General features: G+C 34.1%; 14 protein-coding genes. 4 read left to right on the forward strand and 10 right to left on the reverse strand.

Annotated features, from left to right (window positions below; all coding sequences use genetic code 11):
* Window positions 1-203: 203 nt before the first annotated feature.
* Complete coding sequence (locus IAE51_RS04935; RefSeq protein ID WP_003129391.1) at window positions 204-902, reverse strand: M50 family metallopeptidase; 699 nt, start codon at window positions 900-902, stop codon at window positions 204-206.
* A 95-nt stretch (window positions 903-997) separates the two neighbouring features.
* On the opposite strand from IAE51_RS04935, the gene IAE51_RS04940 reads away from it, so the two are divergent.
* Both IAE51_RS04940 and IAE51_RS04945 read left to right on the forward strand, forming a co-directional pair.
* Window positions 998-1,297, forward strand: a complete 300-nt coding sequence (locus tag IAE51_RS04940; RefSeq protein ID WP_003129394.1) for a helix-turn-helix transcriptional regulator — start codon at window positions 998-1,000, stop codon at window positions 1,295-1,297.
* Window positions 1,287-2,201, forward strand: a complete 915-nt coding sequence (locus tag IAE51_RS04945; protein ID WP_010906055.1) for a cation diffusion facilitator family transporter — start codon at window positions 1,287-1,289, stop codon at window positions 2,199-2,201. The genes IAE51_RS04940 and IAE51_RS04945 overlap by 11 nt, the downstream gene beginning before the upstream one ends.
* Before the next feature lie 82 nt (window positions 2,202-2,283).
* Here the strand turns inward: IAE51_RS04945 and IAE51_RS04950 are convergent, their stop codons facing one another.
* The 6 genes from IAE51_RS04950 to IAE51_RS04975 form a co-directional block, all read right to left on the reverse strand.
* The gene (locus tag IAE51_RS04950) at window positions 2,284-3,525 is read right to left on the reverse strand and encodes a glutamate-5-semialdehyde dehydrogenase (RefSeq protein WP_200094871.1); all 1,242 of its coding nucleotides are present in this window, start codon (window positions 3,523-3,525) and stop codon (window positions 2,284-2,286) included.
* 17 nt (window positions 3,526-3,542) lie between these two features.
* Window positions 3,543-4,349 carry a glutamate 5-kinase gene (gene proB / locus IAE51_RS04955; protein ID WP_026138929.1) on the reverse strand — a complete coding sequence of 269 codons (807 nt, stop codon included), beginning with the start codon at window positions 4,347-4,349 and terminating at the stop codon, window positions 3,543-3,545.
* 135 nt (window positions 4,350-4,484) lie between these two features.
* Window positions 4,485-5,957 (reverse strand): DUF438 domain-containing protein, encoded by a 1,473-nt coding sequence (locus IAE51_RS04960; RefSeq protein ID WP_012898216.1) that lies wholly within the window; start codon window positions 5,955-5,957, stop codon window positions 4,485-4,487.
* Window positions 5,958-5,971: 14 nt separating this feature from the next.
* The gene (locus IAE51_RS04965) at window positions 5,972-6,196 is read right to left on the reverse strand and encodes a DUF1858 domain-containing protein (protein WP_012898217.1); all 225 of its coding nucleotides are present in this window, start codon (window positions 6,194-6,196) and stop codon (window positions 5,972-5,974) included.
* 126 nt (window positions 6,197-6,322) lie between these two features.
* Entirely contained in the window at window positions 6,323-6,649 is a 327-nt protein-coding gene (locus tag IAE51_RS04970) for an AzlD domain-containing protein (protein WP_010906059.1), read from the reverse strand.
* On the reverse strand, window positions 6,636-7,343 hold the full coding sequence (locus tag IAE51_RS04975; RefSeq protein WP_010906060.1) for an AzlC family ABC transporter permease: 708 nt from the start codon (window positions 7,341-7,343) through the stop codon (window positions 6,636-6,638). The genes IAE51_RS04970 and IAE51_RS04975 overlap by 14 nt, the downstream gene beginning before the upstream one ends.
* Before the next feature lie 172 nt (window positions 7,344-7,515).
* Between IAE51_RS04975 and IAE51_RS04980 the strand changes: the two genes are divergently transcribed.
* On the forward strand, window positions 7,516-8,091 hold the full coding sequence (locus IAE51_RS04980; RefSeq protein ID WP_200094872.1) for an NADPH-dependent F420 reductase: 576 nt from the start codon (window positions 7,516-7,518) through the stop codon (window positions 8,089-8,091).
* Between the two features lie 82 nt (window positions 8,092-8,173).
* Window positions 8,174-8,716 (forward strand): GNAT family N-acetyltransferase, encoded by a 543-nt coding sequence (locus IAE51_RS04985; RefSeq protein ID WP_003129407.1) that lies wholly within the window; start codon window positions 8,174-8,176, stop codon window positions 8,714-8,716.
* A gap of 26 nt (window positions 8,717-8,742) precedes the next feature.
* Here the strand turns inward: IAE51_RS04985 and ffh are convergent, their stop codons facing one another.
* From ffh to IAE51_RS05000, 3 genes are all read right to left on the reverse strand, one after another.
* Window positions 8,743-10,299: a signal recognition particle protein gene (gene ffh / locus IAE51_RS04990; RefSeq protein WP_003129408.1), complete on the reverse strand. Its 1,557-nt coding sequence runs from the start codon at window positions 10,297-10,299 to the stop codon at window positions 8,743-8,745.
* 79 nt (window positions 10,300-10,378) lie between these two features.
* Complete coding sequence (locus IAE51_RS04995; protein ID WP_200094873.1) at window positions 10,379-13,585, reverse strand: leucine-rich repeat domain-containing protein; 3,207 nt, start codon at window positions 13,583-13,585, stop codon at window positions 10,379-10,381.
* A gap of 48 nt (window positions 13,586-13,633) precedes the next feature.
* The gene (locus IAE51_RS05000; protein WP_003129410.1) at window positions 13,634-15,346 is read right to left on the reverse strand and encodes a ribonuclease J; all 1,713 of its coding nucleotides are present in this window, start codon (window positions 15,344-15,346) and stop codon (window positions 13,634-13,636) included.
* Window positions 15,347-15,607 lie beyond the last annotated feature (261 nt).

Below are 15,607 nucleotides of genomic sequence, written 5' to 3' on the forward strand. Positions count from 1 at the left end.
TAGCGATTTAGCTTCCATTTCTAAGTTGTCCATTAACATACAAAAAACCTGCACTCAAAAGAGAATGCAGGTAGGTATCAGAAAATGGACAGTATCCATCATATTATTACATTATTAATTTCTGACCTTGCCTGCCTCTCTGGACAATCTTAAAGGTTAGATAGATTATAGCAAAGTTCTCGCCACTTGTCAAAAATTATTTTTTATTTAGAGAATAAAGTCTTGAAAGTGATTATAATCAAAAATAGACAAGATGACATCATTAAAAGAAAAATTAATTTCCAAACAAAAGCAGGGATTATTTGAAATTTCTCATGGAGTAAATCTGCATCAGAAAGTTCTTCATTTTTATGAAAAATTACTCTAAGGTCAATAAATGCCCCTAAAGTCAGAAAACCAATTAAAGCTCCACCCATAAAATTAAAAATCTGAATTTGACCAAAATAAAGCAAAGCCCCTGTAATTAAAATTCCTAGCAAACAAATCAAAAAGCCATACCAATTTTTAACGACGATTAGAACAGAAAGGCTGACTATCAACAGACTTATAAGAATGAATTCTGGATGATTGATAATCAAAAACCAGCTAAAGAGACAGCCAAAAAGTAAAGGCATTGGATAGCCCATCAATAAAACAAAGAAGCTTCTCCCACCACCACTTGTTTGGGTGAGGCCGGAACTATCATGATTAAGATGAATTCTATAAACTTTACCAAAAGTAATTTTCGCCGCCAGAGCATGACCAAATTCATGTAAAAGCGTCACTAAAATTCTTAATAAGGGATAAAGAAAGATAGCTATTAAAAGCCCACAAATCAAACCTAATAAAATTATTTTTTGCTGGTCACTAAAGTCTGCAATTCTTTCAAAAGCAGAATAAATATATTGGATAAAATCTTGCAAAACTTCTCCTTTCAGTTTATCATAACAAAAATAACTTAAAATAAAATATTTAAAGAAAGCTTGACAAATATATTATAAAATTATAATATAATAATATGATTAACGAAAAAGATATTGCTGAATTTTTTAAACTTTTCTCTAACGACGGACGTTTAAAAATTATTTCCAGCCTAGCCACTGATAACCTAACCGTAAATGAGATTGTTGAAAAAACACAACTTTCTCAATCTCTTGTCAGTCAACAACTAAAACTTTTAAAAAATGCACGGATTTTAACGAATGAAAAAATTGGAAAAACGGTCACTTATAGTATCTATGACCGCCATATTTTACATCTTTTGAAAGATGTTGCAGAACATTTGGATGAACAAGAGGGAGGAAATCATGAGCCTTAAAAATAAACAAATAAAAAGCGAGCATGACCATAATCATCTGGATAAACTTGTCTCACAAAACGTCACAATCGTTTTTGCTTTAAACCTCTTCTTTGCGATTTTAGAATTTATTTTTGGGGTGCTCTTTAATTCTACGGCTATTTTATCTGATGCCGTCCATGACACAGGAGATGCCGTTGCTATCGGTTTAGCCTGGTTTTTCCAAAAATTCTCTAAAAAACGAGAAGACAAACACTTCTCTTTTGGTTATCAACGTTTTAGTTTACTCGGCGCCTCACTCACAAGTGTCATTTTAATTACGGGGAGTTTCATTGTGCTTTTCGAAGCCGTTCCTAGATTTTTCAACCCTCAACCTGTAGAAGCAACAGGTATGCTTGGTTTGGCTATTTTTGCAATTGTCGCCAATGGTTTTGGTGCATGGCTTTTGGCTCGTGGTTCCTCACGAAATGAAAGTATTTTAAATCTTCACGCGCTCGAAGACGTTTTAGGTTGGCTGGGAGTCCTCATTGTTTCAATCGTCCTTCATTTTGTAAAATGGTACTGGCTCGACCCACTTCTTTCTATTCTAATTGCTTTGTTCATCTTATCCAAAGCCATTCCAAAATTCTGGGGAACTTTACGTATTCTTCTTGAATCAGTCCCCGAAGATATTGATTACAAAAATCTTCTAAGAGCCCTTGAACAACTTCCTGAAGTACTTGCTGTCACACAACTTATCATTTGGTCAATTGACGGTGAGCAAAATGCAGCAATGATTCATATTGTGATTCCCGAAAATCAAGATTTTTCAGATGCAAAAATCGCTGTTCGTAAGCTTTTAGAAAGTGAGAAAGTTTGTCGCTCAGCCATTGAACTTGATGAAACTACTGACGAACATAAAAAACATGTTCAATATGAAATTTAATTACTGACAGAACTTGTCAATTTATAAAATTACTGATGAATTAAAAGACTCGGCTTATAAAAAGCCGAGTCTTTTATTATTTTTAACGAATTTGTCCTGTGCCATCAATCAGATATTTTGTTGAGGTTAGAGCCTCTAAGCCCATTGGCCCTCTGGCATGAAGTTTTTGAGTTGAAATGCCAATTTCAGCACCTAAGCCAAATACAAAACCGTCAGTAAATCTTGTAGACGCATTGACATAAACGGCTGCCGCATCAATTTCATCTTGAAATTTTTGCGCATTGAAATAATCATGAGTGACAATGCTTTCTGAATGACGACTTGAATAAGCATTAATGTGCTCAATTGCTTCATCCAAATTATCAACCGTTTTTACTGACAGAATATAATCTAAAAATTCTGTCCCAAAATCATCGTCAGTTGCAGGAATTCCAGCTGACAGAACTTTCAGCGCACGCTCGTCAGCACGAAATTCAATTTCATGAACTTTATTGATTTCATTTTCCAACTTTGGTAAAAATTCGTCAGCAATTTTTGCGTGAACCACTAAACTTTCGGCTGCATTGCAAACACTAGGACGCTGTGTTTTGGCATTTATCACAATTTTTGTCGCCATTTCTAAATCAGCAGATTCATCAACAAAAATTGTACAATTACCCACCCCAGTTTCAATAACAGGAACCGTTGCTTTTTCTTTGACACGGTTAATCAATCGCGCTGACCCTCGCGGAATCAGAACATCTAAAAATTTATCTGCCTGCATCATTTTTTCTGCTTCAGCATGACTTGTGTCAGATAACAATTCAACTGCTCCGTCAGTAATTTTTGCTGACAGCAAATTTTCCTTAATAATTTCAACTAAAACCATATTAGAATAAATCGCGTCAGACCCACCGCGTAACAAAACAGAATTTCCTGTTTTAAAACAAAGAGAAAAAGCATCGATAGTCACATTTGGACGACTTTCAAAAATCATTCCAACAGTGCCAAGTGGCACTCTTTTTTGCAAAATCTTAAGTCCATCAAGATTAGTGAAACCTTGCAATACTTGCCCAATTGGGTCAGGAAGTTCTGCAACTTGTCTCAACCCTGTTGCCATATCAGAAATTCTTTGCGCATTTAGACGCAAACGGTCAACCATAATCTCAGAAATTCCATGTTCCAGAGCGTTAGCCAAATCTTTTTCATTCTCAGAAATAATTCTGTCAGTATTTTCGATAAGGCTGTCAGCTAAATTTTGCAAAAAAACATTTTTGTCGGCAGTTGATAGCTTTGCTACTTCTTTGCTCGCCTTTTTAACCTTTAATCCAAGTTCTTCAATCATCGTTTTATCCTTCTTTCTCAAGATTTTTGATGAAAATAAGTCCCAATCTCACGTCCTTCGATAATTTCTTTAATCTCTCGAATCCGTTCTCCATTGGTCAGAACCATTTCTTGACCATTTTCAAATAAAATCTGTGCAGCCGCCAATTTTGAAGTCATCCCGCCAGTTCCAAAACGCGAACCGGCACCACCAGCCATTTGACGTAATTCATCAGTAATTTCATGAATTTCATTAAAAATTTTCGCATCATCATAAATCGTTGGATTTTTATCAAAAAGTCCATCAATATCTGACAGCATAATCAATAAATCAGCATTCACTAATTTAGAAACAATCGCTCCCAATTTATCATTATCACCAAATTTTGTTTGATGATCCATTTCATCAACCGCAATAGCATCATTTTCATTAATAATTGGAATAATCCCAAGCCCAAGTAACGCATTTAGTGCATTTTCAGCATTCTCACGACTCGTTGGAAAATCAGTCACATCACGTGTCAAAAGTAACTGAGAAACTTTTTGCGAATAACGACGAAACATTTGCGTATAAAGACTCATCAATTCAACCTGACCGATTGAAGCCAAAGCCTGCTGGTCAGCAATCCCTTTGGGACGTTTATCTATACCAAGCACATTCAAGCCAACTCCAATCGCTCCAGAAGTCACCAAAATCACTTCATAACCTTTATTATTCAAATCAGATAAAACAAAAGCCAACTCGTCTATATTTGATAAATTTATTTTTCCATTTGGCAAAATCAACGAACTCGTTCCAATCTTAACTACAATTCGTTTAACACTCAAAATATTTTTTCTTGTCATAATCATTTATTATAGCAAGATATTTCAACAAATACGAGAGTAAAATGATTAAATTTCTACTTTTTATTATTTTATTCTACAACTAGAATTTTATAAAAAAAGTGCTTTTGAGCACTTTTTATTTTCCATACCCCACTAGCTATTTTTTGTCTCTTTTTCAGCTAACATCTTCTTAACAAAATCAGGCATTTCCCCTCTGACAGCTCCGTCAGTAGACTTTTTTATTGATTTAGCCACTTGATTTTCATATTCAGAAGTTGTTTTTTCATGACCATCTAATCGTTTCTCTCCCACCAAATTTTGAATGGATGTAATATCCTGCGAAACTTCTAAACAGCCCAGATATTCTCCTGTTTCTTCATCACGCATTGCAAAATATCGAATATAAATTTTCTTATTAAAACGATGTAAATCAATCCAAAAATCAGCTTGATCGCGTGTTCCAGATTTAAAATCTTCTAGGATTTTTTCTACTACCGCCATTGATTTTGGCGGGTGGCAATCAATAACACGTCGACCAATTACAGATTTAGCTCGTGGAAAAATTCGTTCTCCTCCCGAGAAAAAGCGAACGATATCTTCTTTATCAACAAAACTTAGATCAACCGGTAAAACATTAAACAAAGCCGTCAACTCATTGAGGTGTAACATGCCAGTTGGCAAAACAACCACTCCCTCACTTGTAACTTTTTCCCAATCATATTGCCGCTTAACTCTTTTAGGTTTGCTTACTTCTAAACCAGATTCCTTAGCAATAGCCTCTGTCATTGCTTTAGCAGATTCAATCGCCGCCAATCTTTGAGGTTCATGCTCTTTTTCCTTTTCAATTGACTCTTTAGAAGCTTTCCATTTTAAAGGTTCCGCAATGAATGCATAGCCAATCTCTTTAGAATCCTCCTCTATTTGTTCCCAATCTTTTAAAGAAAAGACATCCAAGCACATTGGAATCATAATTGCTTCTTCTTTAAAAATCATTTCTTCAATTTCCGTCAGTAAATTTTCTAGCATTTCACGTAATGGGTTCAAAGCTGTTTTATCTGTTTTTAAATAAACAATTACTTCTTTAATCATCTCACGAACACTATCATCTACACCCCACATAACTTTTGGTGGCGCTGTGATTCCATATTTTTCCATAAAAGAAAAAATTAAAGTTTCTTTTCTAGCATAATGTTTGTCAATATTATACAAATCAATAACCGCTACAAGTAAACGTTCTTTATAAGACCAATCTCCTTTTTCAATCTTTGAAAAAACCCACCGAATTTCATCATTTAATAGCGATGTAATCACTTGATTTTCAAGTTTCATTGTATGAATAGGATGTCCTGGAGTATTTTCTTCTAAAGATGATTTATGAATATCTGTAATAGCCCCTTTAAAGACAGCTGCATGAACATTGCATAATTTTTGAATTTCAGAGGGATTGAGCCCCCCTTGGATCAATGCCTTTTCAGCACCAGTTATTTCCGAAACATCTACACCATCAAATTCTTCATTAAAAATTTTTTTGGCGTCCTCAAACGTCCCCCCTTCGTGTAAGAGTGTCAATATTTCAACAATTCTTTTTTGGCGCTCAATTGTAGTCGATTTATTCATATTTGTCATTATTCTTCCACCTTCTACTTTGAAAACTCAAAACCAGCCTCAGCAAAAGCAATAACAATTTTATCCCAATCGATATGTTTCATTTTTGCTCCCATTGGAATTGTCGCCATCCTTCCAGCAGTCTGTAGCATTCCAGGCATTTTTATCTCATGAAAACCCAAACCATCCATTAAATCAATAATTTCAGGGTGTTCTGTTGCTAAATCATAAAGTTTAGCATTTATATCCAGTTGAATCATTCTAATCTCCTTTTCAAATGTCAAAATTTTGTAAAAAAACTTTGACATCTTATCTTATTCTAACAAAATATTAGTCTCATTAAAAGATAAAAAAAGAATCTATAAACTATAGATTCTCATGAATTATTAAAAAATAATTTGAATGAAGGCTAGTGAAAATACTCCCACAAGCACAATAACTAATAAGTTTTTTGTCAAAATAGCTGCTAAAACCGTTGGAATTGAAGCAAGTAAATTATTCCAGTTAACCGATGGTAAATGACCTAAATGTTGAATAAAAAGATTTGAAATCCATAAGGCTGACATAATAACTACCGGCACAAAACTTAAATATTCCACAACTATTTGAGGCAAACTCATTTTTTTTAATAAAATAAAAGGTAGAACTCTTGAAATCCAAGTTACAATAGCGCATCCAATAATTGTTAATGATATAAATTCAAAAGAAGACACGTTTTACCCCCACACCTAAAGCACAAGCAATCAAAGTAACAAATAAAACTAACAAGTTGCTTGGCAAAAATATCAAACCAAAATAAAATAGAACCAAGGTAATTCCAACCATGACTAACTGTAGCATTAAACCCAAAGTTTTATCACTAATAAGTTGCAAATAAAGTAAGCCAATAAACATTGCGATAACTGCGAATCCCAAACCTAATTTTTCTGGATTTGCTAGTAAATTCCCTAATAGAGCTCCAATAGCACTGGCTAATGCCCAAACTAAATAGGCTAGTAAATTTGATGCATTAAACCAAGAAAAATTCAGTTTACCCTCAGTATAATTTTGTTTATTCATTCCTAAAGCAAAACTTTCATCGGTCAATAATGTCCCAAGTAAAATATTTTTCAGTAAACTTTCATTTTTAAAATATGAAGCCGTCGTCATGCTCATTAAAATAATTCGTGAATTAACTAAAAATACACTTAATACTATTGACATAATAGGACTATGAGTTGCTAGCATACTAACCATGATAAATTGTGCTGAACCAGCGTAAACAATCAATGAGAGTAATAAAATTACCCAAACGCTAAACCCCTCGCTGTGCCCTATCATCCCAAACGCAATTCCTATCCCAATATATCCAAAAACTGTCGGCATTGTATCTTTCAAGCCTTGTTTAAAAGTTAATTCCGAATTCATATTCCCCTCACTCCCTAAAAGATTATATCTAACCATTATCACATAAATATTAACTAACTGTCAATAAAAATTTATTAATCACTTGATTTTTGCAAGGTATATTGCTATAGATTTCATTTTTTCAATGATATAATCAAATTAATAACAATATCAATCTTAGAGGAGGAAGACTATGGCAACAATTAGTATTTTTGGTAAAGGAAAAATGGGAAAAGCAATCGGTGATAGTTTTAGTTCATCTGGTAATAAAGTCAACTATATCTTATCAAACTCATCTAAAACAGAATTGGGTGAAATTGTTGTTTTAGCTGTTCCTTATGTCGCAATTGCCGGAATCATCCAAGAATATTCGACTGATTTACAAGGAAAAATAATTATCGATATTACAAATCCCGTTGATTTCACAACATTTGATAGTCTATTAGTGCCTTCGGATACTTCTGCTGCGGCTCTCATTGCTAAACAACTCCCAAATTCAATGATTGTTAAGGCTTTTAATACGACTTTTTCCGATACATTGGCAACAAAAAAAGTGGCAAATGAACATCAAACAACAGTTTTACTCGCTAGTGATAGTCAGGAAGCAAAAGAAACCATTATTAAATCTCTTGAAAATAGTGGTTTGAGTCTATTAGACGCTGGTTCACTAAAAAGGGCTCGCGAACTAGAAGCTATTGGTTTTCTGCAAATTACTTTAGCTGCTTCTGAAAAAATTTCTTGGGACGGTGGTTTTGGAATTTTCAAATAGTCGCTTAAAAATTTAAGTCTTGTTATAATTAAATAACAAGGCTTTTTTATTTTATAAAGAAATATCATCAAGGAGTAGAATAATGACTACATTAACAAATGAACCAACAATGAAAATCAGAGCATTGGAACGAACAGATTTAAAAAATATTCATATCATCAATAATAAAGCTGAAACAATGCGGCTATGGTTTGAAGAACCTTATGAATCACTAGACGAGTTAACCAGTCTTTATGATAAACATATCCATGATAATACTGAACGTCGCTTTGTAATTGAAGCCAATGATACTTTTATTGGAATTGTGGAACTTATGTCTATTGATTACATTCATCGTACCTGCGAAATTCAAATCATTATCATTTCAGGTTTTTCTGGAAAAGGCTACGCTCAAAAAGCGTTAAAAACAGGTGTTGACTATGCTTTCAATACTCTAAATATGCATAAAGTTTATTTATGGGTAGATATTGATAATGCTCCTGCTGTTCATATCTATAAAAAATTAGGATTCAAAATTGAAGGAACGATTAAGGAACAATTCTTTGCTGGCGGTAGATATCATGATAGCTACTTTATGGGGATTCTTAAATCCGAATATACTCAAAGAGAAAAAGCGGTTAAATAAAAAAACAGGAGAACTCCTGTTTTTATTTAGCGTTTTTTCTTACCTTTTTTCATTTTCTTTTGAGCACGTTTCATGGCTTGTTTCATAGCAAACTCAGTTGCTTTACCTTTTAAACCACCACCAAACATAGAACTCATATCGGGCATCCCATTTGCTGAACCATTACCCATCATCCCTTGTAAATCACCCAAAGATGACATATCGGGCATTCCAGAACCCGCAGGCATATTCGGCATTTGTCCACCGGCTCCACCCATCATTTTTTGCATCATAGCATTCATATCACCATTCATGATTCCTTGCATCATTTCTTTGGACTGATTGAATTGCTTAATGAATTTATTTACTTCAATAAATGAATTTCCAGAACCTGCGGCAATCCGACGACGACGGGCTGGTGACAGTTCAGCCTCTAAATGACGTTCTGCCGGCGTCATTGACAAGACCATTGCTCGTTTTCTGGCAACATCCTTAGGATCAACTTTAACCTTATCTAAACCAGGCATTTGTGACATTCCTGGAATCATTTTCATAATATCTTCCATTGGTCCCATATTTGTCACTTGATCAAGTTGTTCAACAAAGTCCTCATAATCAAAACGGTTTTCAGCCATTTTTTCAGCGAGTTTTGCTGATTGTTCTTCGTCATAATTTGCTTGAGCCTTCTCAATTAAGGTGAGCATATCACCCATTCCAAGAATTCGTGAACTCATTCGATCAGGATAGAAAACTTCAAGGTCTGTTAATTTTTCACCAGTCCCTGTAAATTTAATTGGTTTTCCTGTAATTTCACGGATTGATAATGCCGCACCACCACGTGTATCACCATCAAGTTTAGTGATAATCACACCTGTAATGTCCAATTTTTCATCAAAAGTCTTGGCAACTTGTGCTGCAACTTGACCAGTCATTGCATCAACAACAAGCAAAATTTCAGTTGGTTCAGCAAGTGCTTTAATCTCTTGCAATTCGTTCATTAAAGTGTCGTCAATTTCAAGACGACCTGCAGTATCAATCAAAACATAGTCTTTACGTTCTTCTTGAGCTTTTAAAAGACCATTACGAACAATATTAACTGGTTTTTCAGCAGTTCCTTCATCATAGACAGGAATTTCAAGCTGTTCACCTAAGGTTTTTAATTGGTCAATCGCTGCTGGACGATAAACGTCGGCTGCAATCATTAAAGGGCGAGCATTTTGCTCTTCTTTGAGTTTTTTGGCAAGTTTACCAGCAAAGGTTGTTTTACCTGCCCCTTGCAACCCAACCATCATGATAATTGTTGGAATTTTAGGAGATTTAAGTAATTCAGCTTCGCCACCACCCAAAATAGCTGTTAATTCTTCATCAACAATTTTAATTACTTGTTGAGCTGGGTTTAATGCTTCTGATACTTCAACACCGACAGCTCGTTCACGGATTGCCTTAATAAACTTCTTGACAACTGGGAGAGCAACGTCGGCTTCAAGGAGAGCAACTCGGATTTCTTTTGTAATTTCTGTGACGTCTGTCTCAGTAATTTTTTTCTTTCCACGTAGATTTTTAAAAACGTTTTGTAAGCGTTCAGTTAAGTTTTCAAATGCCATATTTTATAATCCAATTCTATTTTTTTACGATTACTTCATTATAACATTTCTTTAGCTAAAATTGAATACATCAAAAGTTCTAGTCGATATCTTTTTTCACTCTTTTTTTCTTTTTAAATAATATAAATATGAAAATAAAACAAGCTCCTAAAATTGTTATTAGTCCAATGAGAAGATTGTCACTTATAAGACCATGTTTTTTTAAAAGAACAGTTTTCTTTAAAATATTATTGTCGCTATCAAGTATTTTAGAATTAAATTCAGACCTTTTGAAAAAAACTTTATTTTTATCTTTAGCAATAGTACTCGTTTTATTATTTTGACTCCGATCACCATTTTCATTATCTAGAACTTTATCTGGAACTGTTTTAGAATCTTCCATAGTCTCTACTTCTTTGTTAAAAGATAAGTCAAGAGCAGTTATTTGTCCTAAATTTTGACTTTCATCATTTTTTTGAGGAGTTCTGATGAGTTTTTCTTCGCTTATTATATTTGAATTTTTATTTTTTTCATTCATCACTTTCGATTTGCTTGGTAAGGTGTAACTTACTGATAGTTTTTGGCTAGTCAAAGAATTCACATGAGTTTTGTTACTTATGGAATTTAATTGACCTAAAATTGACTCTATATTATTATTTGATTTTACTTCATCAGAAGAATTTGACTGATGATCTTCTTTTTGTGGGTGAGAAGTTGAGTTTATAATTGATAATAATGAACTTCTCTTATTTGTTGAGCTTTTAGAGCTTTCTAAAATTACCTGTGATTGTATAGAAGACGTGTTGTTTTCATTTAAATTTGAAGATGGCAAACTATAAGAAATTTCTGAATGATTGTCTCTTTGTGCCTCATTAGATATATTTAAATATCTTGATTCTGATGATTCTGGATTATTATTTGAATAACTAGTTAGATTAGAGGCAGCAAAATTTTCTGATGACGAATTATTAAAAGTTATCGGATTGTTGATTCCTACTGTTGTATTAAGTAGATTCGACTGACTCTCTTTTTGTTGTGAGCTAGAAGTTGTGCTGATAGGTGAACTTATGCTACTTTTTGGGTTAGTAGACATCTCATGGTCTGTTGAGTTTTCTTGAACTGAATTTGAAGAAGAAACTTTCTTAGGTTTTTCTGATATATTATTTACTTCACTTGGTTTGGACGAAATAGTTTGATTCGTTTCCAAATTAGGGCTACTACTAAGGTTTGAAGAATCTGAATCTGAATCTAAACTATCATTTGAACCACTATTTAAAAGATCTGAAGAATGAGTTGATGAATTATTATATACTTCTGTTGCTTCGCAAGAATTAGACTGATTAGTTGCTAATTCTGAGTTGGAAGTTAAGCTCATACTTGATGATGGTGAATTTATACTGCTCATTGAATTGCTTGAAACTTCAGAACTTGTTTGATTTGAAGTCGAAACGGCTCCTGAAGTAGATATTTCCGTGCTATCCTTTGTAAGATTATCAGAACTAGATTGATTTATTCCTAAATTATCAACTGTGCTTGTACTGGATAAAACTGAACTTAAATTATTGTTTACGGAGGCTAAGGAATTATTAGCTACTTCTGCTACATTAGAGAAATTTGACGAACTAGTTGTTGATTCCAAAACAGAAGTCGAACTTATGTTTGAGGGGGATAAACTGATACTACTATTTGAATTGCTTGAAGCTTCAGAACTTGTTTGATTTGAAGACAAAAAGGCTCCTGAAGTAGATATTTCCGAGCTATCCTTTGTAAGATTATCAGAACCAGATGGATTGATTTCTAAATTATCTGCTGTGCTTGTACTGGATAAAACTGAACTTGAACTATTGTTTACGGAAGCTAAGGAATTATTAGCTACTTCTGCTACATTAGAAAAATCTGACGAATTAGTTGCTGATTCTGAATCAGAAGTCGAACTTATGTTTGAAGGAGATAAACTGATACTACTATTTGAATTGGTTGAAGCTTCAGAACTTGTTTGATCTGATTCTGAATTACTTTCTGCCGGATTTGATGATGGTAAAATATTGGTTATTTCTGAACTATTATTCGTTTCGTTGATATTGGAAGAATTAGAATGCTCACTTTCTTCGTTAGAGGATATACTTGAACCTAATGAGGATTGGTTTGAATCATTTTCACTATTTGAATTGGAATTGACTTGGTTTGAAGAAGACAAACTATTTGAGTTTTCTGAATCATAACTGATTTCTGCTGTACTGGAAGCTCCTGACTGACTATTCTCTGTTTGTGAGCTAGAAATACTACTGTCTAAAGAAGAGATTGAATTTAAAGTATTATCTGTAACACTACTCGCTTCAGATATTGGATAGAGTGAAGCCGAATTTGCCTCTTGTGTCGATTCTGAACTGGCAACATCAACTTGCTCTACTGAATTGGAAGAAGAGACAGGGGTTGTATCTGCATTTTCTGTACTCACAGAAGTCGATTGTGAACTGTCAGAATTTATCCAACTTTTATCAAAAAGACCACTAGAATTGACAGAAATTGTCCGAATTCCATCTGTCGGTAAATCTGATAACTGACCAAATAAAGGACTCGTTTTATTGAATACGTCATCAGCCAAAGTCACTCCAATTCCCAAAGTCAAGCTTTGAACGGGACTCCCAGAAAAGGCCGCTGAATCTACTATTGTCAATGATTCATCAGCAAATTCTATTGTAGTGATTTGGTTACTTTGAAAGGCTTTGGCCATAATTTCTGTGATATTTGAACCCAATGAAAGTTCTGTTAAATTATTATTTGCAAAAGCTCTTGTCGCAATCTTTAGGACAGAATTTGGAAATTCTATACTACTTATGGCGTTTCCAGCAAAAGCATCTGTTTTTATATTTTGGACTTTTGCTCCTAAAATTACTTTTGTCAGTGATTTCTTATAATAGTCAGGAAAAGCTGTTGTTGTTTGAAAGGCACTAGTATTAATATCTACAACATTATTTCCGATAATAACCGAACGAATTCCACTATTTGAAAATGCATAAGTTCCAATTGATGTTATTGCATAGGTTTGACCGTTATTTACAATGATATCTGGAATTACAATATCAGCTCCCGCTAAGCCAGCATAGGAGGCAACTTCAGCTGTCAGTGAAACTTTATCAAGGTTGTAAGTAATTTTTTGCTCATCAGTATATGTAATTTTACTTGTCGTGGCCTCCACCGGTAATTCTGTCAGCAACTGATGATTCAAAAATGTGGGATTAAGAGTGGCTGTCAGTAATCCTACTCCAACAGTCATCGTTATTTTCTTTATTGATTTTTGAGACATAAAAAACCTCCTAACTTTCTATACGAAAAAATGGAGGTTTTGTAACTTTTATTTTTTATTATGATTTTTTTTAGTGTAACGTTTATTTAAATCTTGAGGTTGACGTGCTTCCATAACTACTGGAAGAATCACTGGTTTACGTTTTGTTTGCTCGTATAAAAATTTTCCAAGAGCATCACGGATAGAACCTTTGATTTCTGCCCAATCAAATTCTTTTCCAGAAAGATATTTATCAACAGTTTCGTTGACCAACTCACCAGCTTCACGCATCAAATCACGTGAAGTTTTAACATAAACAAAACCACGAGTGTGAACACGAGATTTGCTGACGATTTTACGTTCAGTCTTAGAAATTGTGATAACGGCAATGAAAATACCATCTTCTGATAGCACTTTACGGTCACGTAAAACAACTGAACCGATATCTCCAACTCCTGAACCGTCAATCATAACATTTTCAGCTTGAATAACACCAGATGGGATCATGTCTCCATTTTCCAAACTGACTGTTTCGCCACGTTTAGCGATAAAGATATGTTCTGGTAAAATGTCCATTTCCATTGCTAAATCAGCATGGGCACTAAGTTCACGATACTCCCCTTGGATTGGAATCAAATTTTTTGGACGGAAGATATCAAGTAAGAATTGCAAATCACGAGCATTCGCGTGACCAGATATTTTCAAATCTGAAGCCAACATTTTCATGACTCCGCCAGCTTTATAGATTTCATTTTCAATACGAGCAATTGTTGTTTCATAAGAGACAGATGGACTTGTAACAGCAAGTACTAAATCTCCATCTTTAATTTTAACGTATTTATGACGACGATGAGCCATGTCTCCAAGAGATTTAAGTGGTTCACCCATTCGTCCTGTTTCTAAAATAACTAACTCATTATCAGCATATTTTTTAATTTCTGCTGGTTTAATAATTGATTTTTTATCAACAATTTGTAATTTGTTAAGACGAGTTGCTGTTTCGATGATTTGATCCATATCTTCGCCTGTAAAAGCAACACGACGCCCAAGTTTAATGGCAGCATCAATCGTTTGTTGAATACGTCCTAAATTACCCGCGTTACAAGCAATAATGACCCGTCCTTCGTTGTCATCAATATAGTCATAAATTTTTTCATAAATTTCATGCTCGCTAGCAGATTGCATTGTTGACAAAGCGTTTGGTGATGACGAAAGTAAAGCAAGGACTCCGCTATTTCCAATTTCAGCCAATCGGCGCATATTGGTACGATAGCCTTTTGCAACAGCTGGATCAAAACGGAAATCACCTGTATAAACAATGTTTCCGTCATTTGTAGAAATAACAATTCCTAAGCTTTCTGGAATTGTATGTGTTGTTGAGAAGAATGAAATGACGGCTTTACCAAAATCAATTTCTGTATCTTCAGTTACAACATGAAAATCGTTGAATTTGCGACTGTCAGCATAATTTTTGACATTAATTTTTGCAAGTTCGATTGTTAATTCTGAACCAAAAACAGGAACTTTTAATTCAGAAACGATATAAGGCAAAGCCCCAATTGAATCAGCATGTCCGTGAGTCAAGAAAATTCCTGCGACACGATCCGCATTTTCTAAAAGATATGTAATATCAGGAATAACAAAGTCAACACCAAGTTGATCCATTTCAGCATATTTAAGTCCTGCATCAAGCACAAAAATTTGCTCTTCAACCTCAACTAAATACATGTTCTTACCAAATTCACGCACACCACCTAATGGAGTGATTTTAATATTAGACATAAAAACCTTTCTTGTCAGTGTAATTTATAATTTTTTCGATATAAAAAGAATCTGTAAGTTATTGACAAATTCTGTCAGTAAATTTACAGTCCTGTTTTTAGCAATTTCCTTGCCATATTCACTCTCGAAATCGGTCGAGTGGGACAAGCGATATTGAAAAGATAATTCTACTTAGAATTAAAATAAAAGAGATTGGCATTCCAATCTCTACCGAGAATACACTAATATAAGTTTAACCCAAAGCAAGTAAAAAAGCAAGTC

The organism is Lactococcus sp. S64 (assembly GCF_016516525.1).
Lineage (GTDB): Bacteria > Bacillota > Bacilli > Lactobacillales > Streptococcaceae > Lactococcus > Lactococcus lactis.

What these genes read in the sequence shown, in the direction of transcription:
- IAE51_RS04980 (WP_200094872.1), top strand. Translation starts at nt 7,516, where the DNA reads ATGGCAACAATTAGTATTTTTGGTAAAGGAAAAATGGGAAAAGCAATC.
- IAE51_RS04940 (WP_003129394.1), top strand. Translation starts at nt 998, where the DNA reads ATGATTAACGAAAAAGATATTGCTGAATTTTTTAAACTTTTCTCTAAC.
- IAE51_RS04965 (WP_012898217.1), bottom strand. Translation starts at nt 6,196, where the DNA reads ATGATTCAACTGGATATAAATGCTAAACTTTATGATTTAGCAACAGAA.
- ffh (WP_003129408.1), bottom strand. Translation starts at nt 10,299, where the DNA reads ATGGCATTTGAAAACTTAACTGAACGCTTACAAAACGTTTTTAAAAAT.
- IAE51_RS04945 (WP_010906055.1), top strand. Translation starts at nt 1,287, where the DNA reads ATGAGCCTTAAAAATAAACAAATAAAAAGCGAGCATGACCATAATCAT.
- IAE51_RS05000 (WP_003129410.1), bottom strand. Translation starts at nt 15,346, where the DNA reads ATGTCTAATATTAAAATCACTCCATTAGGTGGTGTGCGTGAATTTGGT.
- IAE51_RS04985 (WP_003129407.1), top strand. Translation starts at nt 8,174, where the DNA reads ATGACTACATTAACAAATGAACCAACAATGAAAATCAGAGCATTGGAA.
- proB (WP_026138929.1), bottom strand. Translation starts at nt 4,349, where the DNA reads ATGACAAGAAAAAATATTTTGAGTGTTAAACGAATTGTAGTTAAGATT.
- IAE51_RS04995 (WP_200094873.1), bottom strand. Translation starts at nt 13,585, where the DNA reads ATGTCTCAAAAATCAATAAAGAAAATAACGATGACTGTTGGAGTAGGA.
- IAE51_RS04950 (WP_200094871.1), bottom strand. Translation starts at nt 3,525, where the DNA reads ATGATTGAAGAACTTGGATTAAAGGTTAAAAAGGCGAGCAAAGAAGTA.
- IAE51_RS04975 (WP_010906060.1), bottom strand. Translation starts at nt 7,343, where the DNA reads ATGAATTCGGAATTAACTTTTAAACAAGGCTTGAAAGATACAATGCCG.
- IAE51_RS04960 (WP_012898216.1), bottom strand. Translation starts at nt 5,957, where the DNA reads ATGACAAATATGAATAAATCGACTACAATTGAGCGCCAAAAAAGAATT.